Origin of the sequence: Clostridium sp. D46t1_190503_E9 (assembly GCF_015555225.1) — a bacterium.
Taxonomy (GTDB): Bacteria; Bacillota; Clostridia; order Clostridiales; family Clostridiaceae; genus Clostridium.
In genome coordinates this window covers 184035-209046 of sequence record NZ_JADNKB010000002.1, presented here as the reverse complement: position 1 = coordinate 209046, position 25012 = coordinate 184035, and the positions used below count along the sequence as shown (strand labels likewise).

Sequence of the window (25012 nt, the reverse complement as noted above, 5' to 3'; positions counted from 1 at the left end):
ATTAATATCATTATGAAAGATTTTCGTGAAAATGTGAAACCTATGTAAGCATCAGGTTTCTTTATTTAATTTTCTTTTATACATAAGGAAGATGATTCAGTAAGATTACTATTCAAATTAAGCAGAATCAATGGGTTAAAAGGACCTCGCGTTTCGCGAGCCCCTTTAGAAAGAATTAATAGAAAAGTATATAAGGTGGTGATGAAACACGCCCCCTTATATAAAAATAATAAATTTACTTTTTCAAGGTAATAAAGCTTACTTGAAAAAGTAAATTAAATTTTACGTTAAATATGTTTATTAGACTGTTAAATTTTTAATTCTATTGACAATAGTGTATATATGAATTAATATATGTATATAGATAGTATATACACTTCATATACAATTGGAGGTGAAAAAGTGGATATAGTGATTAGCAATTCCTCACAAGTGCCTTTATATGAGCAAATTGAAAATCAAATAAAGAATCAAATTATTAATTTAACTTTAAAGCCTGGCGAAGCACTACCTTCAATAAGAACTTTAGCTAAAGAGTTGAAAGTAAGCATAATTACTACTAAAAGAGCGTATGAAGAACTTGAAAAAGAAGGATTTATTAAAACTGTTGTAGGGAAAGGAACTTTTGTAGCCGAAGCAAATAATGAACGACTTAAAGAAGTGGCTATGTTTGAAATTGAAAATAAATTAGAAGAAGCAATAATTTCTGCAAAAGCTATTGGATTAACATTAGATGAGGCGTTAGAAATATTTAAGAGTTTATATGAGGAGGTATAATAGTGGAGGCAATTGAAATTAAAAATTTAAAAAAAGAGTATAAGAATTTTAAATTAAATATAGAAGAATTAAAAGTAAAGGAGGGCTTCATAACAGGATTTATTGGCCCCAATGGTTCAGGAAAAACAACTACTATAAAAGCTATAATGAATATGATTAAATGTGATGAAGGAGAAATATTAGTTCTAGGAGAAAATATTTCGGAAGAACCTAAGGCTAAAGAACAAATAGGATTTGTTGGTGATGTATGTGGTTTTTTAGAAGAAAGTAAATTAAAAAATATAAAGGCTTCTGTATCTAGATTTTATAGTAACTGGGATGAAAATTTATATAATAATTTAATTAATAAATTCAATATAAAGGAGTCAGCGGTTTATGGAAAATTATCAAAAGGGCAAAAGAAGCAATTTGAATTAACTATGGCATTATCCATAAAGCCTAAAATTATAATAATGGATGAGCCTACTGCTAGTTTAGATCCAATTGTAAGAAATGAGTTTTTAGAAATATTGCAAGAAGAAATGGAAAAAGAAAACCTTACAATTTTTTACTCAACTCATGTAACTAGTGATTTAGAAAAATGTGCTGATTATATTATATTTATATATAAAGGTAAAATCATTTTATATGGAGAGAAAGACGAAATTTTAGAACAGCATTCTATAATAAAAGGAAAAAAAGAACTTTTAGATAATGAAACAAGAAAATATCTTATTTCTATTAAAACTAATGAGTTTGGGTTTGAAGGATTAGCATCAAATAAAAAAGAAGTATTTGAGATATTTGGAAGTGAAGTTATTTATGAAAAACCAACTTTAGAAGATATTATGCTTTATTATACTAGGAGGGATTAATATGAACAGAATACTAAATTTATTATTTTTGCAATTTCAAACAGTATTGTCGCTAAAAAAATATATGGCTCTAGTAATTGCTATGGGAATATTTTTAGGCTTTATAAGTCCTCAAATGATAACCTTTAGTGGAGCATTATATATAATGGCTACATGCTACAGCACTGCATTTTATGAAGAAAAAAGTAAAATGAATTATTTAATATATTCTCTGCCAATAAAGCCAAAAGAATATATATTATCAAGATATATATTTGTAGCTATTAATACACTAATAGCTATTATAATATCATCAGTATTATATACAGGATTAACTTCTTTTAATATAGTTACAATAAGTGAAATTGGTCCATTATGGTCATTGATTTATATAATGATAGGCATAGGTATTTTTATGATGTCCATATTGATTCCGTTCGAATTAATATTAGGATTTGAGAAAGGTAGAATAGCACTTGTATTTTTAGCAGTTTTTCCAATGGTGTTTTCAACTGAATTAATAAAGTATTTGCCAAAGATAAATTTTGATATGTTAATAGTTAAAATACTGGTTGGTCTATGCGTATTTACATTGGTTTTAGCATCATATTTTATTACATCTAACGTATATTCTAAAAAAGATATTTAATAAATTGGAATAGAATTTATGTTATATAAATTCTATTCCAATTTACTTTAGCTACTCTTTAGTAAGTAATATGAAGTCTATTCTATGGATAGTTTTTTTATAACCCTATTTTAATCTTTAAGTTAATATAATTTAATTTTAATATTAATATGGCTACAGAATAATAAAAATTACATATATCCTCTTTTTTTAGAACGTAATGAATTTAAGATTCATATATTTTATTAGAAGAAAAACTAGTAGGTGTAATTATGAAATTAGAGTTTGTAGATAAAGAAGATTTTAGTAAAATAGTAGATGAATTAAAGGACTTAAATAAAGTTTGTCTTAATAAAGACATAAGTAGGGATTATTTTTTATGGAGATATTTAAATAACCCAATAGATGATTTTATTCTTTGTATTGCAAGAGAAAATAATAAAATGATTGCAAGTTATTTAGTTTTACCTATTAATTTAGTAGTAGATGATGAGATAATTAAATCAGGAATATCTATGCCAATATTAGTTAGGCCTGATTTTCGGAATAATGGATTATCTTGTGAACTTGCAATAAAAGTTTATGAAAAGCTAAAAGAAAGAGACTATAAGTTATTATTAGGATTTCCAAATGAGATATGCCATTATAATTTAGTAAAAAAGTTTGGGTTTGAGGATATATATGAGATACCAACACTTAAGTTAGAAATTAAGGATAAGGATATTTATCATATAAATAGATGTGATATTCAAAAAGTATATATAGATAATGAGTATAATTTCAATTATTCATTAGTATTAAAAAATGATTCTAATAAAATAAAAATTTATAAAGATGCAAATTATTTAAGATGGTTATTTAGAGAAAATCCTATGGAGAAATATAATAATTATGTTGTTAGCAAAAATAAATTAGTATTAGCTTCAATTGTATTTAAAAAAGGTAAAAATAAAATTGAAATATTAGAATTAAATTCAATAGATAAAGAATACACTAAAATTTTATTATGCAAACTATTTAGAGATAGTATAGAAGAGGCAATTGAAAATATAGAAATTTGTTGTTCTATTTATAATAAAGACCACAGAGTTTTAGAGGAATTAGGTTTTAAAAATGATAAGCCTATAACATATTTTACTGTAAAAAGAATAAATTACTTGGATAATAAAATTGATGATTTTAAAAATTGGTTTATACAAATGAGTGATTTCAAAGATAGTTTAAAATAGAATTGGATAATTTATTATAAATTATCCAATTCTATTTTTTATAAATATAAAAATTGAGAGCTGTATTAAAATTATTAGTGGTATCCCTAAGGTGAACTTAAGATGTCTCGTTTTATGTCTAAAAAAATACATTCCTATATAAGTTCCTATACTTCCACCAATTGATGCAATAAAAATGATAGTAGATTCTTTAATTCTCCATTGTTTTTTTATAGCTTTTTGCTTGTCTATATAAACTGTTATAAAAGCTATAATGTTAACAATTAAGAGATAAGAAATAATAATATTTTCCATAAAATCTCCTTTAAAAGTTTCGTAGTATATACTAAGTATAAACTATAAAACTTAATATAGGAAATAAAGTTATTATTTAATTGAACCTTGAACTATTCCTTTAATTATATATTTCTGAACAAAGAAGTAGAAGATAATAATTGGAATTACAGCTAAAATTAGCGCTGCCATAGCTAGTTCCCATTGCTTGGAAAATGCACCGAAGAAAGTATTCATGGCAAGCGGAATAGTATTAATTTTACCGTTTATAGTTAAGAAAGGTAATAAAAAGTCATTCCATATCCATATACCGTTTAAAACCATAACTGTTACAGTAATTGGCTTTAAAAGGGGAAATACGATTTTATGGTATATTTGCCATTTGTTACAACCATCTATTATAGCAGCTTCTTCAACTTCTAAAGGAATATTATTTATAAATCCATGATATAAGAATATACTCATACTTGATCCAAATCCTATATACATAAAAATAAGTCCATAATGTGTTCCAAGCATACTAAAGTTTATAGCATCAATACGCATCATACCCATCCATTTTACTAATGGAAGCATTACAGCCTGAAAAGGAACTATCATTGCTGCTACAAACAAATAAAATATTGCTTTACTTGTTTTTGTTTTAGTTCTAGCTAAAGTCCAAGCAGCCATTGAGGAAAATAAAACTATTAATATTATACTTAATGCAGTTATTATAAATGAGTTAATAAATGCACTGCTCATGTTCATTCTTTCAATTGCAGCTGAATAGTTACTAAAATTCCATTCTGAAGGTAAACCAGTAGTATTAGCAAAAATTTCTCTTCTAGTTTTAAAAGAGTTCATAATCATAAGATAAAATGGAATCATATAAACTATAAGCAATATCCATCCAAGAAATTCTAATATTCCTAATTTATAATTATAGCTATTTAATGTTTTTAATTTATTATGTTTTTTATTACTCATTACATTTCAACCTCCTTTTTCTTAGTAAAGTAAACTTGGGTTAAGGAAATTGCCGTAACAAATATAAAGAATATTATAGCTTTGGCTTGGCCAATACCCATATTATTTGATGAAAATGCTTCATTATATATATTTAAAGATAACATTTCAGTTGGCTTTAAAGGTGTTAAAGAGAAGTTTAAGTCAAATAATTTAAAAGAATTTGCAAGAGTTAAAAATAAACATATTGTTATTGATGGGGCAACCATAGGTAAAGTAATATGTTTAAAGGCTTGTAGCCCATTAGCACCATCAATATGACTTGCTTCAATTAAGTCAGTAGGTACATTTTCAAGTGCAGCTACATAAATAACCATTATATAGCCAGCATATTGCCAGGCTGAAACTATAAGCATGGCTAAAATGGCAGTATTTCTTTCTTGAAGAAGAGATGTTGCTAGAAAATCTGTTCCCAATTTAGCGCCTACAGATGTAAACACTGAGTTGAATAAAAATTGCCATATAAATCCTAAAATAAGTCCACCGATTAAATTTGGCATAAAGAAACCAGTTCTAAGGAAATTCTTTGTTTTCAGATTTCTAGTAACAAAATAAGCTAGTCCAAAGCCTATTAAATTTATAGAGATAACACTTGCGATAGTATAAACTATTGTAATTTTGAAGGAATAAATAAATTGAGTATCTTTAAAAAGATTACTATAATTAGAGAGACCTACAAAATTGTAATTGGGATTAGCACCATTCCAATTAGTAAATGTATAATATATTCCTATCAAAAATGGAATTATTACTACCATAGTTAGTGCAAATAAAGAGGGAGCTAGAAAAAGCCAGAACCCCTTATTAGATTTACGTTTTTTCTTCATATTATCATCTCCTATAAAACTTATCTATAATAGAAGTATCCACAAGGTACTATAATCCCTTGCGGATACAAGAAAATATTATGGCTTATTTTTTTGTTGCAGCCTGAATTTCTTCAAGCATCTTAGTTTGATCAATTTCTCCTTTAGCATATTTAGAGAAAATAGGTGCTAATTTTTCTTTGTTGAATCCATCAGGAAGATTAGTAAATGCCCAAGGAAGAGTTTTTCCAGCATTGTTATATTCGATTATTGACTTAGCTAATTTATCTTCGGTTTCAACTTTAAAATTAGTAAATGCTGGTATCATATTCATATCTTCTATTAAAGCTTTTTGACCAGTTTCACTAGTAACCATCCAATCAAGGAATGCTTTAGCTTCAGCATTTGCAGCAGAATCTTTGTTAACTGTCCAGTACATTGGAACTCCAACAGGAATGCTTCCACTTATTTTAGTGTCATTATTAATAGATAATGGAATGAATCCCATATCAAAATCTGCACCTAGTCCTGCTAAATCTCCAGCAACCCAGTTTCCTTGATGTAAGAAAGCAGTCTTACCTAAAGCAAAGTTACCAACTTGAGTACTATAGTCTATTGTGTCTAAAGAAGCTCCTCCACCGTATTTACAAAGTAAGTCAACAAGGTTCATCCAATCTTTAAATCCTTGATTATTTACAATGTCTGCTTTACCATCAATATAATCTTTGGTAAATTGTGCAGGAGTATTTTGTGCAGCTAGTCCAATATTAAAAGTATGATTTCCAGTTACCCAAAATTCTTTTGTGGTATAGGATATAACATTTTCTAAACCTAAATCAGCTTTCTTGGAATCTAATTGTTCAACAGCAGCTTTTAATTTATCGAAAGTGTCAATTGATTTTGGGTCTATAGATGCCTTATCTAAAATTTCTTTATTATATATTAGTCCGTATCCTTCAGTTGCAACTGGCATACCATAGATTTTACCATCCTTTGTTACTGTGTCTAATGTACCTTTAACAGCATTTGAAACCCATTTTTCAGAAGATAAATCATCAACTTTATGAGACCATACTTCTAAGTCACCAGCCCCTTGAACCATGAAAATATCTGGCTCAGTACCTTTTTGGAATTCAGCCTTTAAAGCTGCACCATAGTCAGCCCCACCACCAACTGAAGTAACTTCAACTTTGACTCCAGTTTCTTCTTCATATTTTTTTGCTAGTTGTTGTAAAGCATCATTAATTTCAACTTTAAGTTGAAATACTTTAACTACTTTATTTTCATCACTCTTATTGGTATCGTTTTCTGTTTTGCCAGAATTAGAAGAACATCCAACAAATACACCAGCCATCAAAGATGCAGCTAAAACAGTTGCTAATACTTTTTTCATTTTTTAACCCCTCCATATATATGTTAAAATTTAATAAGAAAGAGCAAACGATTGCACTCTCTACAAATATCTTACATTTAAAGAAAAAATTATTCAATAAGAATATTAATAAAATATAAAATTTGGATTTTTGCACTAAATAACATATTTAAGATTGAGATAATTTTAAAATATATACAAATTTTTTTTCTATATAAATTAAATAAAGCTTAAAATTTTACATTTTTAAATATATCAATAATATATTTAGAAAAATTATAAATATTATATAGATAAAGTGGAGAATAGTGGCAATATTTTTATAAGTTTAGTGTTAAGATATTGAGAAGTAAAAGAAAAAATAAAATATTAAATTTGGCTAATTTTACAATTGATTAATGTTATATATAATTATTTTGGTAATTGATAATAAGAAGGGTAAGTAGATTTTAGAGATTATATAGAAATAGAAATAGTGTAATTATTAAAAATACCAATGGAGTTATTAAAAACAAATATAGAAAATTAAATTGGGTTTTATTGATAAAATGAATTAAATATTTAAATTATACTTAAAAATTGTTAATTTTATATTCTTATTTTTGCTTTTTTGTGATATAGTGGACATAGTTATTTGTCATTATTAATAAAACTTAACAAGAAGAGGTGGAAATATGAAGAAAAATGAATATGGCTTATTTACTGCCATAGGTATGATAGTAGGAATTGTAATAGGATCTGGAATATTTTTCAAGAGTGATAATATCTTAGTAGCAACTAATGGAAGTATAAGCTTAGGAGTACTTGTTTTCTGTATTGCTGCTATGGGAATTATATTTGGAAGCTTAACTATTTCAGAATTGGCATCTAGAGAATCAACTGCAGGAGGAATAATAACTTATGCTGAATTCTCATATAATAAATCAATAGCTTGTGCATTTGGATGGTTTCATACATTCTTATATTACCCTACACTTATTGCTGTAGTTGCATGGGTATCAGGTATATATATATGTATGTTATTTGGAGTTAGCGGTGGGTTAGAACTTCAAATATTTATTGGTTTTGCAGTTATTGTATTATTTTATATATTAAACATTTTATCAGCAAAATTAGGAGGGTATTTTCAAAATGCTTCAACTGTTATTAAAGTTATTCCATTAATATTAATAGCTTTAGCAGGAGTTTTCTTTGGAAATCCTAGTGAAATTTCAATAAATGATATTACGCAAATGAAGTCAGCAACATGGATAGCTGCAATTGCACCTATAGCGTTTTCTTTTGATGGATGGATTATAGCAACATCTATTGGACATGAAATAAAAGATTCAAAGAGAAATTTACCAAAAGCTTTAGTAGTTGCTCCATTATTTATATTAATTATTTATGTATTATATTTTGTTGGTATAAGTATGTATGTTGGTCCTGAAACAATTATGAGTTTAGGAGATGCACATGTTGATTTAGCGGCTAATAAATTGTTTGGAGCTTGGGGAGCTAAAATTATATTAACATTTGTAGTTATTTCTATTTTAGGAACTGTGAATGGCTTAATAATGGGACATACTAGATTACCATATTCCTTAGCTATAAGAGGAATGTTTCCAAAATCAAATAAAGTAAAAATTGTTAATGAAAAATTAGGAATGCCAATTTTTTCTTCATTAGTGGCATTTATAATTTCAATAACTTGCTTATTTATTCATTATTTAACACAAAGGTATAATCTTTTACCAAATAGTGATATATCAGAAATTTCTATTACAGTAAATTATGTACTGTATATATTATTATATTTTAAGGTATTTAAAATGGGATTAAGTGGCGAGGTTAAGGGATTATGGAAGGGTAAGATAAATCCTATTCTTGCAACAATTGGTTCTCTTATAATACTATTTGGAGGGCTTGGAAATTCATTATTCCTTGTATATGCATTAATATGTGGAGCCATATTAGTATCAGCAATTTTATTTTGGAAATTTAATGAATCAGATGCAATAATTATAGAATAAAAAATGAGTGAAAAAGATAGGAAAAAGTCCTATCTTTTTTTATTTTGATGAAAAAGAGTAAATAAGATATATATATGTAAAATTAAAATAATTTCCAATATTATGCATATAATATATAATTATTAACATAAGCTTATTATTGTAGCCTAGCTAAATTTTAATTGTAATAAAAGGAGAGGGTTATATTGAAGGGGTTGATCTTATATTTTAGTGGCAGTGGAAATACAAAGTTTATTGCAAATAAAATAGAAGAAGAATTTGTAAAAAATGGTTGTGATATAGAAAATCATTCTATAGAAGAAAAGATAAATATTAAAAGTTTTGAATATGATTATTTAATACTTGGATTTCCTAAATATTTTGAATATATTCCTCAAAATTTTATGGAATATATAAACGATAATTTAGGTATGTCGTATAAAGAAGTAAAAACAATGATATTTACTACAGGGAAGGATAAAAATAAAATATGCTTTAATGAATTAGAAAAAATTTTATTAGAAAAAAAATATAAAGTTATAGTGACTAAGAATTTTAAAATGCCAGATAGTTTTATTATAAGTAAAAATTATAGAAATGTTAAAAATAATGATTTAGATAGAATTTATCAGAGCTCATCCAATGAAATAAAAGATACAGTTGCAAATTTTTTAATTGAAAATTATAGTAAAGAAGAAATAAATAATTTTAAAGCAACAATAATGAAGAGGTTATATAAATTTAAAACTAAAGATCTATATAAAAATTCTTATAAGTTTTCTATAAATTCTAGTTGTGATAAATGTAATTTGTGTGTAAAGGTTTGCCCTACAAGGAATATAGAATATATAGGAGATGATATTAAATTTAGAGACAATTGCATTATGTGTTGTAGGTGCATGAGCTGTTGCCCAAAAAACGCAATATTGTATAAAAATAAAAAATATCCACAGTACAAAGAAAATATAGATTTAATAATAGGTTAATTTATATATAAGAATAAATATATGATATAATGCAAAAACTTTCTATAGGAGGAAAATCTCTTATAGAAAGGATGATCAAATGAATAGATTAGCCTGTAATGTTAGAAAGTGCAATTATAATTTTTTTGGAATATGTGATAATGATAAAATTAAAATTGTCAATAAGCTAAATGATGAAATAAAAACATCTTGTGTAACATTTGAAAAATATAAAATTTCTAAAAGGGTATTCATGATGGGGAAGACAGATTTATATATAGATAAATTATATAAAATAAATGATAAATTACTTTTTCCACATATAGAGTGTAATGCAGAAAAGTGTTTTTACAATAAAGAAAAAACATGTTATTCTAACTACGTTATGATAAAATCTATAAAAGAAAATGGTAAATTTGAAAGAAGATGTGAATGTTTTAAAGTAGACTGAAAAAGTAGTAAAAATTAAAGATAATACTATGGATATAAGATATTTAGTATGAATTTCTACTAACTATCTTATATTTTTTTGTATTTCAATTAGTTTCAATGTAACTAAAATTAAATTGTTTTATACATAGAGTATTTGTTTTATTTTTTCTATTCAAAATTATAATTATTATGTTATTATGTATATAAGTTAAAATAGATATTTTATATTTTGCTAAATATTCATATAATTAATACTTATTAATAATGTTGAAAAATAAAAGAGGTAAACTATGAAGAGGTTGTTAATTTCAATATCCAAGATTATTCAAGGAATAATGGTAGCATTGTTTACAATTGGATTAAGCGTAATCATATCTTTAAATTTGAGGATTATTTATAGTTATTCAATAGATAAATATAATTTAACAAAATTAGGTCAACTTTCAAAAGAAGCGTTAATGAATGATTATAATTTATTATTAAATTACTTACAAAATCCATTTATAAAAAAGCTAAAATTTAATAATTTTATAATGAGTACTAATGGAGAATTTCATTTTTATGAAGTGAAAAAAATATTTTTGAATATTTACTTAATTATTATAGTTATAGTACTAGCCTTTTTAATAATTAAATTTATTTTAAATCGACACAATAAAAAATTTGAGGTCTTTAAAATTCTTAATTATGGAGCTAATACACTTATAAGTATAATCACAATATTACTTACTTCAATATTTATAGATTTTTCAAAGGCTTTTGTAATATTTCATAAGATATTTTTCAATAATGATTATTGGGTTTTTGATTCAAAAACAGATCCAATTATTGATGTATTACCAGAAGAAGTATTTAAATTATATGCTATAATAGTAATAGTATTTGTTTTGGGATTTATAACTTTTTACAAGATATTTTATTATAAAGAAAAGAATAAAAATAAATTAGTTAAGAATGAAATTATTATGAAAAAGTGAAGGAGTCCCTTCACTTTTCTTTTAAATATGTAAGTTACAACAAATGTTAAATGTACTAACTAGAAGTGTTAATTATGAAGAGCATTAGTTGAAAAAATAATTGTACGATTTCTAGATAACTTATTTAACTATTATATATGATTAAGAACGTATGTTTGTGTCGATAATTATAATAGTTAAATAAATGGTAGATAGTTTTAAGGAGTGTTTTGTGTGAAAAATAGAGGCTTAGAAATATTAGAAAAATATTATGGATATAAAAGCTTTAGAAGAGGGCAAGAAAATATTATAAATAGCATTTTAAGCGGAAATGATGTATTAGCTATAATGCCAACTGGTGGAGGAAAATCGATTTGTTATCAAATACCTGCATTATTATTAGATGGAGTAACTATAGTAATTTCTCCGCTTATATCTTTAATGAAGGATCAAGTTGATGCAATAAAAGAGATGGGAATAGAATCTGCATATATAAACAGTTCATTAACTTCTAGAGAATTTGAAGAAATAATAACTAATGTTAAAGAAAATAAATACAAAATAATATATGTAGCTCCTGAAAGATTAGAATCATATGAGTTTATTATGGCTATAACGGAATGTAGAATAAGTCAAATTGCAATAGATGAGGCACATTGTGTATCTCAATGGGGGCATGATTTTAGATCAAGTTATAGAAGAATAAAAAATTTTATTGAAATGCTTAGTATAAGACCAATCATAACAGCTTTTACTGCAACAGCAACAGAAGAAGTAAAAGAGGATATAATAAATTTACTTGGACTTAGAAGACCAAGTTTATTTGTAACTGGGTTTGATAGAGAAAACTTATTTATTAATATAGAAAAAGGAAATGATAAAAAGAGCTATATATTAAAATATATAGAACAAAATAAAGACAGTTCAGGAATAATATATGCATCAACAAGAAAAGAAGTTGATTATATTTATGAACTATTAACTTCTAATGGTTATAAAGCAGGTAGATATCATGCAGGGTTAAATGATGAATTAAGAAAAGAAAACCAAGAAGATTTTATTAAAGATAAAATTAATATAATGGTTGCCACCAATGCTTTTGGAATGGGAATAGATAAACCTAATATTAGATTTGTAATTCATTATAATATGCCTAAAAATATAGAAGGCTATTATCAAGAAATAGGTAGAGCAGGAAGAGATGGCGAAAAAAGTGAGTGTATACTATTATTTTCTCCAAGTGATATTCATACACAAAAATATCTAATAGAAGTTAGTACTGAAAATATAGAGAGAAAGAATAATCAATATTTTAAACTTAAGCAAATGGTAGATTTAATTTATAGTAATGACTGTTATAGAAAATATATTTTAAACTACTTTGGAGAAGTTGTTAGTGAAAATTGTAATAACTGTAGTAGTTGTTTAAGTGAAGGCGAATTAGTAGATAAAACCATAGATGCACAAAAGGTATTATCATGTATTTATAGAATGAAAAAGTCTTTTGGAGTAACAATGGTAGTAGATGTGCTAAGAGGTTCTAAAAATAGTAAAGTTATCAATTTAAAATTTAATGAATTATCAACCTACGGAATAATGAAGGATTATTCTAGTGATGAACTTAAGGTATTTATAAACACTTTAATTTCTCATGGATATATGGATTATGTGGAGGGTACATATCCAGTTATAAAGCTTAATAATAGATCAATTAAAGTTATAAAGGGAGAAGAAAAAGTTCAATTTAAGGAAGTTAAAATTAAGAGTACTTCAAATGATAATAATACATTATTTGAAATTTTAAGAGAGCTTAGATTTAATATTGCAAACGAAGAAGGGGTTCCTCCTTATATTATATTTGGTGATAATACGCTAAGAGAAATGAGTACAAAATATCCACTTAATTTAGATGAACTTATGAATATTAGTGGAGTTGGAGAAGTAAAACTAAATAAATATGGAGAGAAATTTATTAATACAATTAAAGAGTATGTTGATGAAAATAATATAAAACTAGTTAATAATGAATATAAGAAGAAAAATGAAGAAGTTTATTTGAATGTTGATAGTAATATAGAGTTGTTATCAAGGTTAAAAGTAATTAGAAGAGAATTTGCAAATAAAGAAAACTCTCTACCACAAGCTATTTTATCTTTAAATACTTTGAAAGAAATAAGTGGAAGATATCCTTTGAATCTAGATGAACTAAAAGATATATCTGGAATAGGACCTAAAAAAATAACTAAGTATGGAAATGAAATAATAGAAGAAGTAAGAAGGTTTGTAGTAGAGAAAAACTTAAATATACTTTTCGAAGAAAAAGGAAAAAGAAAAGTGATAATTGATGGAGAAAAGAGATCAAATGAAGAAATAGCTATAGATATGATAAAAGATGGAGTTAGTTTAGAATTAATTTCGGAAGATATTGAAGTATCTGTTTCTACAATATTAGGGTATGTAACAGATTATATAAAGGAAAATGGAGAATTTTCTATTAGTTTAAATTTAAATAAGTATTATAATAATGAAGATAAAGAAAAAATATTAAAAGCTTGTGAGGTAAATGGGTATGAAAAGGTAAGTATTTTGAAAAAATATTTACCTGATAGTATAAAGTATGAGTCAATAAGGGCTGTAATTTTAGAGGAATATTTTAAAGTATCTTAGATAAAGTTAGAAGGAAAAAAGGTGTTACTCAGCAGTAACACCTTTTTCATTCTATAGATTAAAGAGCTAATTTAAAAATTTCTAAAGCTTCAGGATAACGTATTTCTACAAAGTTTCCTACATGATCGCAATGAGCAACTAATTTTCTTGCCATTTCATCTATATGTTCATCGCTAATATTTACATGACTTAATCTAGTTGGAAGTTCAATTTTAGTAAAGAAGTTTTCTAAAGCTTCAATACCACGAAGAGCTGTTTCTTCAGGATCATTCATATTTATATCAATATCAAAAACTCTATTTGCAAATTGAGCAAATCTATTTACATCATGTTTATAAACGTATTTCATCCAAGCAGGGAATATAATTGCAAGTCCAGCACCATGAGCAATATCATATATTCCACTTAATTCATGTTCTATATCATGTGTTGCCCAATCTCCAACTCTACCCATACTTAAAGAATCATTATGAGCAACCATACCTGATAACATGATTTCTGCTCTTGCATTGTAGTCATTAGGATTTATATTTAATCTTAATGCATTATTTATTATAGCTTTTAAAGAACCTTCACATAATCTATCAGTTAAATCAACATATTGCTCATTAGTAAAGTATCTTTCAAGTATATGAGCAAACATATCTGCAATACCACAAGAAGTTTGATATTTAGGTAAAGTAAATGTAAGTTCCGGATTTAAAATAGAAAATACAGGTCTTAGTGTAGGGTGTCCAGCACTTCTTTTATATAATCCATCTTCATTTGTTATAACACAACCAGAGCTTGTTTCACTACCAGCAGCAGGTATTGTTAATATAGTTGCTACTTGTAGACATTTATGATTTATAGGTGTGCCTAAAAATAAGTCCCAAACATCTCCATTATAATTAACACCAGCAGCTATTGCTTTAGCTGAATCGATAACACTACCGCCACCAACAGCTAAGATAAAATCTATATCATTTTTTCTACAAAGTTCTATACCTTCTCTTACAAGGGATACTCTTGGATTAGGTTTAACTCCAGAAAGTTCAACTACTTCTATATTTTCTTTCTTTAATGAATTTATAACTTTATCATATAATCCAGTAGATTTTATACTACCACCACCAAAGTGAAGTAATATTTTATTAGCATATTTTTTTACCTCTGCACCAACATTATTTTCAGTATCTTTTCCAAATATGATTTCAGTACCATTTTTATAATTAAAATTTTTCATAAAGTCCTCCTTATATTTGAATATTAAAATATAAGTATATAATACTCTAATAATGAAAAGGTTTCAAGAGAGGTAAATTATATAAGATATAATTTACATTTGAATATTTATTTCATAACCTTTTTTAATAATTTCATTTTATTATTATATGGTGCAAATTTAATTGGAAATTCAATGAAAGTTCCTCTTTTAATTACAGATTTTTTATGAGTGAATATATCAAAGCTTGCTTTGCCATGGTATGCCCCCATGCCACTTGGACCAACGCCTCCAAAAGGTAAATAGGAAGAAGCAACATGAATTATAGTGTCATTTATTGTAACGCCACCAGATGTAGTTGAATTTAATACTTTTTCTATAGAAGTGGAATCCTCCGAAAAATAATATAATGCAAGGGGCTTATCTTTATTTATTACATAACTTAAAGCTTCATCCAAATTTGAATATTCTAAAATAGGAAGAATAGGTCCAAAAATTTCTTCTTCCATAATCAAGTTGTTTTCTTTGATGTTTGTTAAAATAGTTGGTTCTAAATATAAATCTTTTTCGTCAACTGATCCTCCAAAATATATTTCACCATCATTTAAATAGTTTTTTAATCTTAATAATGAATGTTTGTTTACTATGCGTGGAAAATCAGAACTAGATTTTATATCAGTTCCAAATTGTAGTAATAATTCTTTTTTTAATTCTAGTAGTAATTTTTCTTTAACGTCTTTTTGAACTAATATATAATCTGGAGCAACACAGGTTTGACCAGCATTTAAAAATTTTCCCCAAACTATCCTTTTAGCAGCTAAATCTAACTTTGCTGAATCATCTACTATACAAGGGCTTTTTCCCCCAAGTTCTAAAGTAACTGGAATAAGATTTTTTGAGGCTTTTTCCATAACTATTTTTCCAACTCTAACGCTTCCAGTAAAGAAAATATAATCAAACTTTAAATCTAATAAGTAAGAAACCGTGTCTTTTCCACCTAATGGATTAACAACGCTTATATAATGTTCATCAAAATTTTCGTTTATTATTTTTTCAAGCAGTAAAGCTGTATTTTGAGTATTTTCTGAAGGCTTAATAATAGCACAGTTTCCAGCGGATATAGCACCTATTAATGGGGCTATAACCAATTGAAATGGATAGTTAAAAGGGCCTATTATTAAAGTAACACCATAAGGATCTTTATAAATATAACTTTTAGCAGGAAAGTGAACAATAGGGCTTTTCTTTCTTTCTCTTTTGGACCATTTTCTTAAATTTTTTATATGAAGATTTAATTCATCATAAACTAGTCCAATTTCAGTAGCATAACTTTCAAAATTTGATTTTCTTAAATCTTTGTATAATGCATCCATAATATCTTTTTCATTTTCTTTTATTATATTTTTAAGTTTTTTTAAATTATTAATTCTAAAGTTAATATCTTTTGTTTTATTAGAATAAAAAAACTCTTTTTGATTATTAAATATATTTAAAATTTTCTCCATAAGAACCTCCATGATTTATCATATAAAATTGAAATTAACATAATACTATTTATATATAAGCTTATTATAGCACTTAAAATAATAATAAATTAAATTATATAAAAAGCAGTAGTAGCTATATTTTTAATAATATAAGAACTATAGTGAATATAATTAATTTAAATTTATAAATAATACTTAATAAAACTAATTATACCAATTTATATAAGAGTAAATAAGATAGTTAAAAAATAAATTTTATTTATATTGGTTTACTGAATCATTAATAATTATGTACATTCTTAATTGAAAGATAGATATATAAATGTTAAAATATATATACCCTATAGAGGTATAGTATTATGGAGGTTTTAAGTATGGAAGAGGAAAATGAAAAGCTAAGAAAAGATATAGTAAATAGATTAAAAAGAATTGAAGGCCAAGTAAAAGGAATTCAAGGAATGATGGAGAAAAATGTGTGTTGCTCTGATATATTAGTACAAATATCAGCTATTAGATCAGCAATAAACAGAGTAGGTGGATTAACTATTGAGTATTATGCAAATAATTGCTTAGGTATTGAAGAGGGCTCATGTGAGCAAGAAACTTTAAAACAATTAATAAAAACTATAAATACATTTGTAAAATAAATATTGAAAAAATTTTAAATAGATATTTACAAGATATTAATAAAGTGATAATATTCTTTATAAATAATTGAATTACAGGCTATGATGAGAAGAAGTAAAATTGATGTATCTTTTCAGAGAGTTCTACATTTGCTGTGAGTAGAATAAGAAAGTTAATTTGAATAACATCTCTGAGCCGTACCCCGAAAGATAACAACTAGTAGGCGGTAACCGGGTTGCACCCGTTATAGTGCTAGAGTATCTAAGTTTTACTTACGTACTTGAAGAGTCTATTATTGTGAAGTAATAGTGAATTAAGGTGGCAACATGGAATTATAGCTTTCATCCTTTTATATATAAAGGATGAAAGCTTTTTTTATTGTAATAAAACTGTTTTACTCTTGGGGATTTGATTATTTAAATTTAATTAATTACTTATTTGAAGGGGGAAATTTAAAATGAAAGTAGAAGGAATAATAATACCAGAAGGTTACAAAAGTAGTACAACATTAATTGAAACAGAGGTTCATATTAAAAAAATAAAAGACTTCTTTGAAAAGAAACTAGCAGAAAGCTTAAATTTAACAAGGGTTTCAGCACCATTATTTGTTGATTCTAAAAGCGGTGTTAATGATAATCTAAATGGAGTAGAAAGACCAGTAAAGTTTGATGTATTAGCAACTGGAAATGATGTGGAAATAGTTCATTCATTAGCTAAATGGAAAAGATTAAGCCTTCATAGATATGGATTTAAAGTATCAGAAGGATTATATACTGATATGAATGCAATAAGAAGAGATGAAGAATTAGATAATTTACATTCTATTTATGTAGACCAATGGGATTGGGAAAAAGTTATAGATAAAAAAGATAGAACTGAAGAAAAACTAAAAGAAGTAGTAAGAAGTATTTATGATGTTTTTAAGGAAACTGAAAATTATGTCCATAAAGATTTAATCAAAGGTGAAGATAAGTTGCCAGAAGAAATATTTTTTATAACTACTCAAGAGTTAGAAGATAAGTATCCAGAATACACTCCAAAAGAAAGAGAAGATGCTATATGCAAAGAACATAAAGCAGTATTTTTAATGAAGGTCGGAGGTGTTTTAAGTTCAGGAGAAAAGCATGATGGAAGAAGCCCTGACTATGATGATTGGAACTTAAATGGAGATATATTATTCTGGTATCCTCTTTTAGATAGAGCTGTAGAGCTATCTTCAATGGGAATAAGAGTAGATGAAAAAGCATTAGATTATCAACTTAGAGTTTCTGGAAATGATGATAGAAGAAGTTTAGATTTTCATAGGATGCTATTGAATGGAGAATTACCTTATACAATAGGGGGAGGAATAGGACAATCTAGAATTTGTATGTATTTCTTAAATAAAGCTCATATAGGAGAAGTACAAGCAAGTACATGGGATGAAAAAAATTTAAAAGTATGTAGAGAAAACGACATAAACTTATTATAATCTATTAAATAAGGAATAATTAATATTTATTAGTAATAATGCTTGTCTAATAATATTGACAAATGAAAATAATTATTTATAATTATGGTATATTAACTTATAAATGCACATTAACTTTTGAAGATATAAGATAATGTGAGTAAAGGAGGCGAATTGCATGAAGGCATTTGTTGACGAAAATACATGTATATCTTGTGGACTTTGCGAAGGAGTCTGTCCAGAAGTATTTTCATTAGAAACAGGAGTTTCAGTTGCTATAGAAGGAACTGTTGCAGCAGAATTTGAAGATGCAACAAGAGAAGCTTGTGAAAGCTGTCCAGTAACAGCTATTTCAATAGAAGAATAATTTAAAAGCCATACACTAAAGGATATTATAGTGTATGGCTTTATTATTTAAATTTTCTTTTTGCACGTCTTTCTAATTCTCTAAATTCTCTCTTTTTTCTAGCAGACATTAAAAGTCTAGTAACTGTTGATACAAATATAACGCCAAGAGAAAGTGAACCAGCATTTGCTAGTGTAGTTAAACCTATTTCTAAAGACTTCATTATATCCCCATTTATAGCTTCATACATAGTATAATACATTCCTCCGCCAGGAACTAATGGAATTAAGGCACAAATTATAAGTGTTGTAACAGGGGTTTTTAATATTCTTGCAAGAACTTCTGAGTAAATACTAAATATAATTGATGAAATAAAAAATGATGAAGTAGTATTAAATCCTAAGCTCTCACAATATATGCTTATAAACCAACTTAATCCACCACCTAAAGCAGCATAAAATAATTTTTGACCTTTTATATTAAATAATATACCAAAACCAAGAGTAGAAAAAAATGCAAATAATGATTGTATTAGCATATTATAGTCCTCCAAAAGTAGAAATCCAAAAACTAAGTACAGCTCCTGTACCTACAGCTATTGATATAGCAACTAAAAAAGCCTCTGCTGCTCTTGTAAGTCCAGCTAGTAAATCTCCAGATATAGTATCCCTTATTGCATTTGTAATAGCGAGGCCTGGAACTAATAGCATTATGGAGCCGATTATAGTTTTGTCTATGTCATTTATAAAGCCTAACTTTAAAAATATAATAGCCATTATAGCAGCAATTCCTGCTGAAATGCTATTTATAAAGAACTGATTTATTTCAAGGCTAGAAAATTTTATGGATACAGATTTTATAACAAGTCCGATGAAAAAAGCAGCAATAGCTTCTTTTATTTTACCACCAAAAAGAAATACAAAGCAAAAGGCACCTAATGCAGAAATTAATATTGCAGTTTTATTATTGTATCTTTCTCCATTATTTATTATTTGAAGTTGATTTTTTAATTCGGATACAGATAAACCTCGACTTATAATATTTCTAGATAAATCATTTACCTTATCAACCTTATCTAAATCAATAGTTCTTGTTGAAACTCTTCTAATTAATGAATAAGTTTTTCCTTCATGACATACTGAAACCATAATACCAGTTGTAGTAACAAAGCTTTCTGCTTCTTCTACTCCATAGATTTTACAAATTCTCCATATTATTTCTTCAGCTCTATATGTTTCTCCACCAGACTCAAGCATTATTTTTCCAGCGAAAGTTGCAACGTGAAGTATTTCATTCATATCCATATTGTATGCTCCTTATAATCTAAAAATTTTCTTAAGGTATTATAACACAATAGCTTTATATATAGTATATACTACTTTTCAGAATTAATAATATATATCATATTAATAAGGAACTACTTTATAAATTTATAAAAAAACAAGAATAATTTAGAAATATTAATTGATTATTATTTGAATTATATTTATAATTTAGTAAAAAAGGATTTGGGGTGATAAAATGAATTTTGAAAATATTTCAAAAGAAGATAAAGCAATTTATGAATTAATAGAAAAAGAATTAAAAAGGCAGCAAGATGGAATTGAACTAATTGCATCAGAGAATTTTGCATCAAAAGCAGTAATGGAAGCTATGGGCTCATTTCTTACAAACAAATATGCTGAAGGATACCCAAATAAAAGATATTATGGTGGTTGTCATATAGTTGATGAAGTAGAAGATATAGCAAGAGAAAGGGCAAAAGAACTATTTGGTGCTGAACATGCAAATGTTCAACCACATTCAGGTTCACAAGCTAACATGGCTGTTTATTTCTCAGTATTAGAGCCAGGGGATACTGTTTTAGGAATGGATTTAAACCATGGAGGACATTTAACTCATGGTTCACCAGTAAATTTCTCAGGAAAGTTATTTAACTTTGTTTCTTATGGTGTTGATAAAGAAACTGAAACTATTGATTATAATATAGTTAGAGAATTAGCACTTAAGCATAAGCCAAAACTTATTGTAGCAGGTGCAAGTGCATATGCAAGACTAATTGATTTTAAAGCTTTTAAAGATATATGTGATGAAGTAGGAGCTTTATTCATGGTAGATATGGCTCATATTGCAGGGCTTGTTGCAGCAGGAGTACATCCTTCTCCAGTACCATATGCCGATTTTGTAACTTCAACAACACATAAAACATTAAGAGGACCAAGAGGTGGATTAATTCTTTGTAAAGAAAAATACGCAAAGCAAATAGATAAAACCATATTCCCAGGGATACAAGGAGGACCACTTATACATACTATAGCAGCAAAAGCAGTATGTTTTAAAGAAGCATTAGATCCAAGTTATAAAGAATATATAAAAAACGTAGTTAATAATTGCAATGTTTTAGCAAATGAATTAACTAAATATGATTTTAAAATAGTTTCAGGTGGAACAGATAATCATTTAATACTTGTTGATTTAACTAATAAAGATGTTACAGGAAAAGATGCAGAAATTCTTTTAGATAGTATAGGAATAACAGTAAACAAAAATACTGTACCGAATGAAACTAAAAGTCCATTTATTACATCTGGAATTAGAATAGGTACTCCAGCTGTAACAACAAGAGGATTTAATGAAGAAGATATGAAGGAAGTAGCGTCTATTATAAATGATGCACTTTCTAAAAAAGATAATGATTTAGAATTATTAAAATCAAGAGTTAAAGCCTTATGTGAAAAGCATCCTTTATATGAGTAATAAAGTTTATAGGTAGTTATTAATTCATAGAAAATATAAAAATTAAGAATAGTGGAGATATGTATTATTTTAATAAGAATGATTTAATACATATTTCTACTATTTTTTATTTAAAACATAATTGATTAGTTGAATTATATAAGAAAATGTAGTCAATGATATAAAAATAAAAACGTGTTATAATATAATTAATATAATATTATAGCAAAAAGGAGAAGAAGATATGAAGTTAATATCATGGAATGTTAATGGAATAAGAGCCTGTGTTACAAAAGGCTTTTTAGAATATTTTAAAGAAATGGATGCAGATATTTTTTGTATTCAAGAAAGCAAATTACAAGAAGGACAAATAGATTTAGAGCTAGAAGGGTATAATCAATATTGGAATTATGCTGAGAAAAAAGGATATTCAGGAACAGCTATATTTACTAAAGAAAAGCCATTAAGTGTAAGATATGGACTAGGAATAGAAGAGCATGATAAAGAAGGAAGAGTTATTACTTTAGAATTTGAAAATTTTTATATGGTAACAGTATATACTCCAAATTCAAAGAATGAACTTGCAAGGCTAGATTATAGAATGATTTGGGAAGATGCATTTAGAGATTATTTAAAGGAATTAGATACAAAAAAGCCTGTTATAGTTTGTGGGGATTTAAATGTTGCACATAAGGAAATAGATTTAAAAAATCCTAAGACTAATTTAAGAAATGCAGGGTTTACAGAAGAGGAAAGAAGTAAATTTACTGAGTTATTAAATGCTGGTTTTGTTGATACATTTAGATATTTTTATCCTGATGAAGTTGGAGCTTATTCTTGGTGGTCATATAGATTTAATGCAAGAGCAAAGAATGCAGGATGGAGAATTGATTACTTCTTAGTATCAGATTCAATAAAGGATAAATTAGAAGATGCTAAAATTCATTCAGAAATTTTAGGATCTGATCATTGTCCAGTTGAACTTAGAATTAATCTTTAATCAAATAAACAATTAAGCTACTTTACTACTTATATAATAAATAGTAAAGTAGCTTTTTTCATTATAGAAATTACCAATATGAGTACTTATATAAGTAATTATAAGTACATTTGTGTTATTAAAATATTTTTATGTGAAATAATATCAAAACCTCTATGATATTAATTTCAGCATAATTAGAAATTACAAATTACTTTTGAAATGAGTAATATATAAATATAGAATATTACAAAAAGTTAGAGGTGAAATTATGGACAAAAATGAAAGTAATATTTTAAGATTTTCTGTATTAGGTACAATATTTTTTGCAGTATTTGGATTAGCTTGGGGATGACTGATAAAATCAGAAATGATTATTTTTGATGGACTATATTCATTTATAAGTGTTATATTATCGTCAGCTTCTTTGGTTGTATGTAAAGTTATAGAAGTAAAAGATAATGAAGATTTTCCATTTGGAAAGTATGTTTTGGAGCCATTAGTTGTATCTATAAATTCAATTATATTAATAATAATGTGCTTATTGTCATTATATGATGCTATAAATGCTTTATTGCTTGGAGGTAATAGCGTAAATACATCATCAGCAATAGTATATGCAATAGTATCAACTTTGGGTTCATTTATTTTCTACGATAGAATAAAAAAAGCAGGAAAGAAGATAAATTCTGAACTTATAGATGCCGAAAGTATACAATGGCTAATGGATGGAATATTAAGTGCTACAGTTTTATTTGGATTTATTTTATCTGCAATAATATCAAAAACTGCATTTTCATTTATAACAAAATATATTGATCCAACTATGGTTATAATAACATCAATTTTATTTTTAAAAGCTCCTTTAAAGATATTTATAAATAGCTTTAAAGAAGTTATTGGAGTAAGGGTTCCAGAAAGAATAAGTGTAGAAGTTGAAAAGCAAGTTGAAGTTATAAAAAATGAGTATAATTTTATACAAGCAGTAACAAGAGTATTGAAAATTGGTAGAAGTGTTAAAATTGAAGTTAACTTTATTATAGGAGAAAATAACCAGTTAATAACTAAAGAAGAAGAAGAAATTATAAAAAATGAATTATATATTGGAATAGACAGTGAAAATTATTTTAAAGATATGCAAATTATATTTACAACAAATAAAAATAATTTAATCACAGCATAATTTATACAATTGAAAAGTAATATATATTATGAATAAACTATAGGGGTGATGTAGTGTCAATTAAGGAAGTTAAAAATAGCTTACCAAAAGAACTTATAGAAATTTTAGAAAATATATTTACAGATAGGCAATTAGATCTTATTTATAAAAGTTATTATAGAGGAAGAAATACTACATTTAGAATTAATACTTTAAAAGGTAATACTAAGGAAGTAATGGATGAATTAAGCATGAATAGAATAAAAGCTGTAAATCATCCGTTATTGAAAAATGCATTTATTGCAAAAGACATTAAGGAGAGTAACTTAAGAAGATTAGAGATTTATAAATATGGTAAAATATATTTACAAAATCTATCTTCAATGTTACCTCCTTTATTTTTAGATTTAAAAGAAGATTTAGTTGTTTTGGATATGTGTGCAGCACCAGGAGGAAAGAGTCTTTACATGGCTGATATAACTAAAAATAAAGCTACTATTTTAGCAAATGATGTAAATGAAATAAGAAGAGAGAGATTAAATTATAATATAGAAAAACAAGGTGCAAATTCTATAATAGTTTTAGGAGCTGATGGATGTTCTATAGGTAAACGGTTAAATAAATACTTTGATAGGGTCCTTTTAGATGTTCCTTGCTCTGGAGAAGGAATAATAACATTAAAAAGTAGTAAGGCATATAAGGGGTGGAATGAAAAAAAAGTTGCACTATGCTCAAAATTGCAAAAAAAATTATTTGATAGTGCTTATAATGCTCTTAAACCTGGAGGGATAATGGTATATTCAACATGTACTTTAAATCCTTTTGAAAATGAAGAAGTGATAGAATATGCATTAAAGAAATATCCAGACTTGAGCTTAGAAAAAATTAATTTAGAGTTACCAAATGTAATAAGAGGTTTAAGCAAATATAAAGAAAAAATATATAGTGAAGAAATTACAAAATCAATAAGAATAATTCCAAATGAAAATATGGAAGGCTTTTTTATAGCTAAATTAGTCAAAAATAAAGAATAGTTTTGATGATAAAATGCTATGTGATGCAAATTATCAATTTAAGTTTATGA

General features: G+C 26.2%; 24 protein-coding genes and 1 other annotated feature. Of the genes, 16 read left to right on the top strand and 8 right to left on the bottom strand.

Translation table 11 applies throughout. The features are described from left to right. The first annotated feature begins 402 nt into the window (after positions 1-402). From I2E83_RS02900 to I2E83_RS02885, 4 genes are all read left to right on the top strand, one after another. Positions 403-777, top strand: coding sequence for a GntR family transcriptional regulator (locus tag I2E83_RS02900; RefSeq protein ID WP_195428476.1), 375 nt, complete (start codon positions 403-405; stop codon positions 775-777). Positions 778-779: 2 nt separating this feature from the next. Next, the gene (locus I2E83_RS02895) at positions 780-1631 is read left to right on the top strand and encodes an ABC transporter ATP-binding protein (protein ID WP_195265611.1); all 852 of its coding nucleotides are present in this window, start codon (positions 780-782) and stop codon (positions 1629-1631) included. A 1-nt stretch (position 1632) separates the two neighbouring features. Beyond that, on the top strand, positions 1633-2259 hold the full coding sequence (locus I2E83_RS02890) for an ABC-2 transporter permease (protein ID WP_195265609.1): 627 nt from the start codon (positions 1633-1635) through the stop codon (positions 2257-2259). A gap of 251 nt (positions 2260-2510) precedes the next feature. Beyond that, the gene (locus tag I2E83_RS02885) at positions 2511-3467 is read left to right on the top strand and encodes a GNAT family N-acetyltransferase (RefSeq protein WP_195428475.1); all 957 of its coding nucleotides are present in this window, start codon (positions 2511-2513) and stop codon (positions 3465-3467) included. A gap of 21 nt (positions 3468-3488) precedes the next feature. Here the strand turns inward: I2E83_RS02885 and I2E83_RS02880 are convergent, their stop codons facing one another. The 4 genes from I2E83_RS02880 to I2E83_RS02865 all read right to left on the bottom strand — a co-directional run bounded on the left by I2E83_RS02880 (position 3489) and on the right by I2E83_RS02865 (position 6947). Further along, positions 3489-3761 carry a DUF1294 domain-containing protein gene (locus tag I2E83_RS02880; protein ID WP_195265605.1) on the bottom strand — a complete coding sequence of 91 codons (273 nt, stop codon included), beginning with the start codon at positions 3759-3761 and terminating at the stop codon, positions 3489-3491. A gap of 72 nt (positions 3762-3833) precedes the next feature. Next, complete coding sequence (locus I2E83_RS02875) at positions 3834-4709, bottom strand: carbohydrate ABC transporter permease (protein ID WP_195428474.1); 876 nt, start codon at positions 4707-4709, stop codon at positions 3834-3836. Next, positions 4709-5575, bottom strand: a complete 867-nt coding sequence (locus I2E83_RS02870; RefSeq protein WP_195428473.1) for a sugar ABC transporter permease — start codon at positions 5573-5575, stop codon at positions 4709-4711. The genes I2E83_RS02875 and I2E83_RS02870 overlap by 1 nt, the downstream gene beginning before the upstream one ends. An 85-nt stretch (positions 5576-5660) precedes the next feature. Next, positions 5661-6947: an ABC transporter substrate-binding protein gene (locus I2E83_RS02865; RefSeq protein WP_195428472.1), complete on the bottom strand. Its 1287-nt coding sequence runs from the start codon at positions 6945-6947 to the stop codon at positions 5661-5663. A gap of 653 nt (positions 6948-7600) precedes the next feature. Here I2E83_RS02865 and I2E83_RS02860 point away from each other — a divergent pair. The 5 genes from I2E83_RS02860 to recQ all read left to right on the top strand — a co-directional run bounded on the left by I2E83_RS02860 (position 7601) and on the right by recQ (position 13937). Beyond that, a complete protein-coding gene (locus I2E83_RS02860) occupies positions 7601-8938 on the top strand; it encodes an APC family permease (protein ID WP_195265597.1) in 1338 nt (445 codons plus the stop codon). A gap of 185 nt (positions 8939-9123) precedes the next feature. Further along, positions 9124-9903 carry an EFR1 family ferrodoxin gene (locus tag I2E83_RS02855; RefSeq protein WP_195428471.1) on the top strand — a complete coding sequence of 260 codons (780 nt, stop codon included), beginning with the start codon at positions 9124-9126 and terminating at the stop codon, positions 9901-9903. Positions 9904-9982: 79 nt separating this feature from the next. Then, on the top strand, positions 9983-10333 hold the full coding sequence (locus I2E83_RS02850) for a DUF1540 domain-containing protein (protein WP_195428470.1): 351 nt from the start codon (positions 9983-9985) through the stop codon (positions 10331-10333). 271 nt (positions 10334-10604) lie between these two features. Beyond that, complete coding sequence (locus tag I2E83_RS02845) at positions 10605-11291, top strand: TIGR01906 family membrane protein (RefSeq protein WP_195265591.1); 687 nt, start codon at positions 10605-10607, stop codon at positions 11289-11291. Between the two features lie 213 nt (positions 11292-11504). Further along, positions 11505-13937: a DNA helicase RecQ gene (recQ, locus tag I2E83_RS02840; RefSeq protein ID WP_195428468.1), complete on the top strand. Its 2433-nt coding sequence runs from the start codon at positions 11505-11507 to the stop codon at positions 13935-13937. 58 nt (positions 13938-13995) lie between these two features. On the opposite strand, the gene I2E83_RS02835 is transcribed toward recQ, so the two are convergent. After that, a complete protein-coding gene (locus I2E83_RS02835; protein WP_195428467.1) occupies positions 13996-15162 on the bottom strand; it encodes an iron-containing alcohol dehydrogenase in 1167 nt (388 codons plus the stop codon). A gap of 107 nt (positions 15163-15269) precedes the next feature. Then, positions 15270-16646 carry an aldehyde dehydrogenase gene (locus I2E83_RS02830; protein WP_195428466.1) on the bottom strand — a complete coding sequence of 459 codons (1377 nt, stop codon included), beginning with the start codon at positions 16644-16646 and terminating at the stop codon, positions 15270-15272. Positions 16647-17002: 356 nt separating this feature from the next. Between I2E83_RS02830 and I2E83_RS02825 the strand changes: the two genes are divergently transcribed. The 3 genes from I2E83_RS02825 to I2E83_RS02815 all read left to right on the top strand — a co-directional run bounded on the left by I2E83_RS02825 (position 17003) and on the right by I2E83_RS02815 (position 19072). Next, complete coding sequence (locus tag I2E83_RS02825) at positions 17003-17275, top strand: metal-sensitive transcriptional regulator (RefSeq protein WP_195265583.1); 273 nt, start codon at positions 17003-17005, stop codon at positions 17273-17275. A gap of 72 nt (positions 17276-17347) precedes the next feature. Next, positions 17348-17607, top strand: a binding site (T-box leader). Positions 17608-17712: 105 nt separating this feature from the next. Continuing rightward, positions 17713-18726, top strand: a complete 1014-nt coding sequence (asnA, locus tag I2E83_RS02820) for an aspartate--ammonia ligase (RefSeq protein ID WP_195265581.1) — start codon at positions 17713-17715, stop codon at positions 18724-18726. Positions 18727-18883: 157 nt separating this feature from the next. Beyond that, positions 18884-19072, top strand: coding sequence for a ferredoxin (locus tag I2E83_RS02815; protein WP_195265579.1), 189 nt, complete (start codon positions 18884-18886; stop codon positions 19070-19072). A 43-nt stretch (positions 19073-19115) separates the two neighbouring features. Here I2E83_RS02815 and I2E83_RS02810 read toward each other — a convergent pair whose 3' ends face one another. Beyond that, positions 19116-19589, bottom strand: a complete 474-nt coding sequence (locus I2E83_RS02810) for a threonine/serine exporter family protein (protein ID WP_195265577.1) — start codon at positions 19587-19589, stop codon at positions 19116-19118. A 1-nt stretch (position 19590) separates the two neighbouring features. Beyond that, entirely contained in the window at positions 19591-20355 is a 765-nt protein-coding gene (locus tag I2E83_RS02805; protein ID WP_195265575.1) for a threonine/serine exporter family protein, read from the bottom strand. Positions 20356-20572: 217 nt separating this feature from the next. Here I2E83_RS02805 and glyA point away from each other — a divergent pair, with 217 nt between their 5' ends. The 4 genes from glyA to I2E83_RS02785 all read left to right on the top strand — a co-directional run bounded on the left by glyA (position 20573) and on the right by I2E83_RS02785 (position 24962). Then, positions 20573-21808 (top strand): serine hydroxymethyltransferase, encoded by a 1236-nt coding sequence (gene glyA, locus I2E83_RS02800; RefSeq protein WP_195265573.1) that lies wholly within the window; start codon positions 20573-20575, stop codon positions 21806-21808. 223 nt (positions 21809-22031) lie between these two features. After that, positions 22032-22787: an exodeoxyribonuclease III gene (locus I2E83_RS02795; protein WP_195428465.1), complete on the top strand. Its 756-nt coding sequence runs from the start codon at positions 22032-22034 to the stop codon at positions 22785-22787. A gap of 349 nt (positions 22788-23136) precedes the next feature. Then, on the top strand, positions 23137-23949 hold the full coding sequence (locus tag I2E83_RS02790; protein WP_195428464.1) for a cation transporter: 813 nt from the start codon (positions 23137-23139) through the stop codon (positions 23947-23949). A gap of 53 nt (positions 23950-24002) precedes the next feature. Continuing rightward, a complete protein-coding gene (locus I2E83_RS02785) occupies positions 24003-24962 on the top strand; it encodes an RsmB/NOP family class I SAM-dependent RNA methyltransferase (protein ID WP_195265567.1) in 960 nt (319 codons plus the stop codon). Positions 24963-25012 lie beyond the last annotated feature (50 nt).

Bases quoted from the DNA above. Each gene is read 5' to 3' on its own strand.
- I2E83_RS02880 (WP_195265605.1), bottom strand. From the start codon at position 3,761: ATGGAAAATATTATTATTTCTTATCTCTTAATTGTTAACATTATAGCT.
- I2E83_RS02805 (WP_195265575.1), bottom strand. From the start codon at position 20,355: ATGGATATGAATGAAATACTTCACGTTGCAACTTTCGCTGGAAAAATA.
- I2E83_RS02850 (WP_195428470.1), top strand. From the start codon at position 9,983: ATGAATAGATTAGCCTGTAATGTTAGAAAGTGCAATTATAATTTTTTT.
- I2E83_RS02860 (WP_195265597.1), top strand. From the start codon at position 7,601: ATGAAGAAAAATGAATATGGCTTATTTACTGCCATAGGTATGATAGTA.
- I2E83_RS02890 (WP_195265609.1), top strand. From the start codon at position 1,633: ATGAACAGAATACTAAATTTATTATTTTTGCAATTTCAAACAGTATTG.
- I2E83_RS02815 (WP_195265579.1), top strand. From the start codon at position 18,884: ATGAAGGCATTTGTTGACGAAAATACATGTATATCTTGTGGACTTTGC.
- I2E83_RS02835 (WP_195428467.1), bottom strand. From the start codon at position 15,162: ATGAAAAATTTTAATTATAAAAATGGTACTGAAATCATATTTGGAAAA.
- I2E83_RS02830 (WP_195428466.1), bottom strand. From the start codon at position 16,646: ATGGAGAAAATTTTAAATATATTTAATAATCAAAAAGAGTTTTTTTAT.
- I2E83_RS02825 (WP_195265583.1), top strand. From the start codon at position 17,003: ATGGAAGAGGAAAATGAAAAGCTAAGAAAAGATATAGTAAATAGATTA.
- I2E83_RS02845 (WP_195265591.1), top strand. From the start codon at position 10,605: ATGAAGAGGTTGTTAATTTCAATATCCAAGATTATTCAAGGAATAATG.
- I2E83_RS02810 (WP_195265577.1), bottom strand. From the start codon at position 19,589: ATGCTAATACAATCATTATTTGCATTTTTTTCTACTCTTGGTTTTGGT.
- I2E83_RS02795 (WP_195428465.1), top strand. From the start codon at position 22,032: ATGAAGTTAATATCATGGAATGTTAATGGAATAAGAGCCTGTGTTACA.
- I2E83_RS02875 (WP_195428474.1), bottom strand. From the start codon at position 4,709: ATGAGTAATAAAAAACATAATAAATTAAAAACATTAAATAGCTATAAT.
- asnA (WP_195265581.1), top strand. From the start codon at position 17,713: ATGAAAGTAGAAGGAATAATAATACCAGAAGGTTACAAAAGTAGTACA.
- glyA (WP_195265573.1), top strand. From the start codon at position 20,573: ATGAATTTTGAAAATATTTCAAAAGAAGATAAAGCAATTTATGAATTA.
- I2E83_RS02790 (WP_195428464.1), top strand. From the start codon at position 23,137: ATGATTATTTTTGATGGACTATATTCATTTATAAGTGTTATATTATCG.
- I2E83_RS02885 (WP_195428475.1), top strand. From the start codon at position 2,511: ATGAAATTAGAGTTTGTAGATAAAGAAGATTTTAGTAAAATAGTAGAT.
- I2E83_RS02870 (WP_195428473.1), bottom strand. From the start codon at position 5,575: ATGAAGAAAAAACGTAAATCTAATAAGGGGTTCTGGCTTTTTCTAGCT.
- I2E83_RS02865 (WP_195428472.1), bottom strand. From the start codon at position 6,947: ATGAAAAAAGTATTAGCAACTGTTTTAGCTGCATCTTTGATGGCTGGT.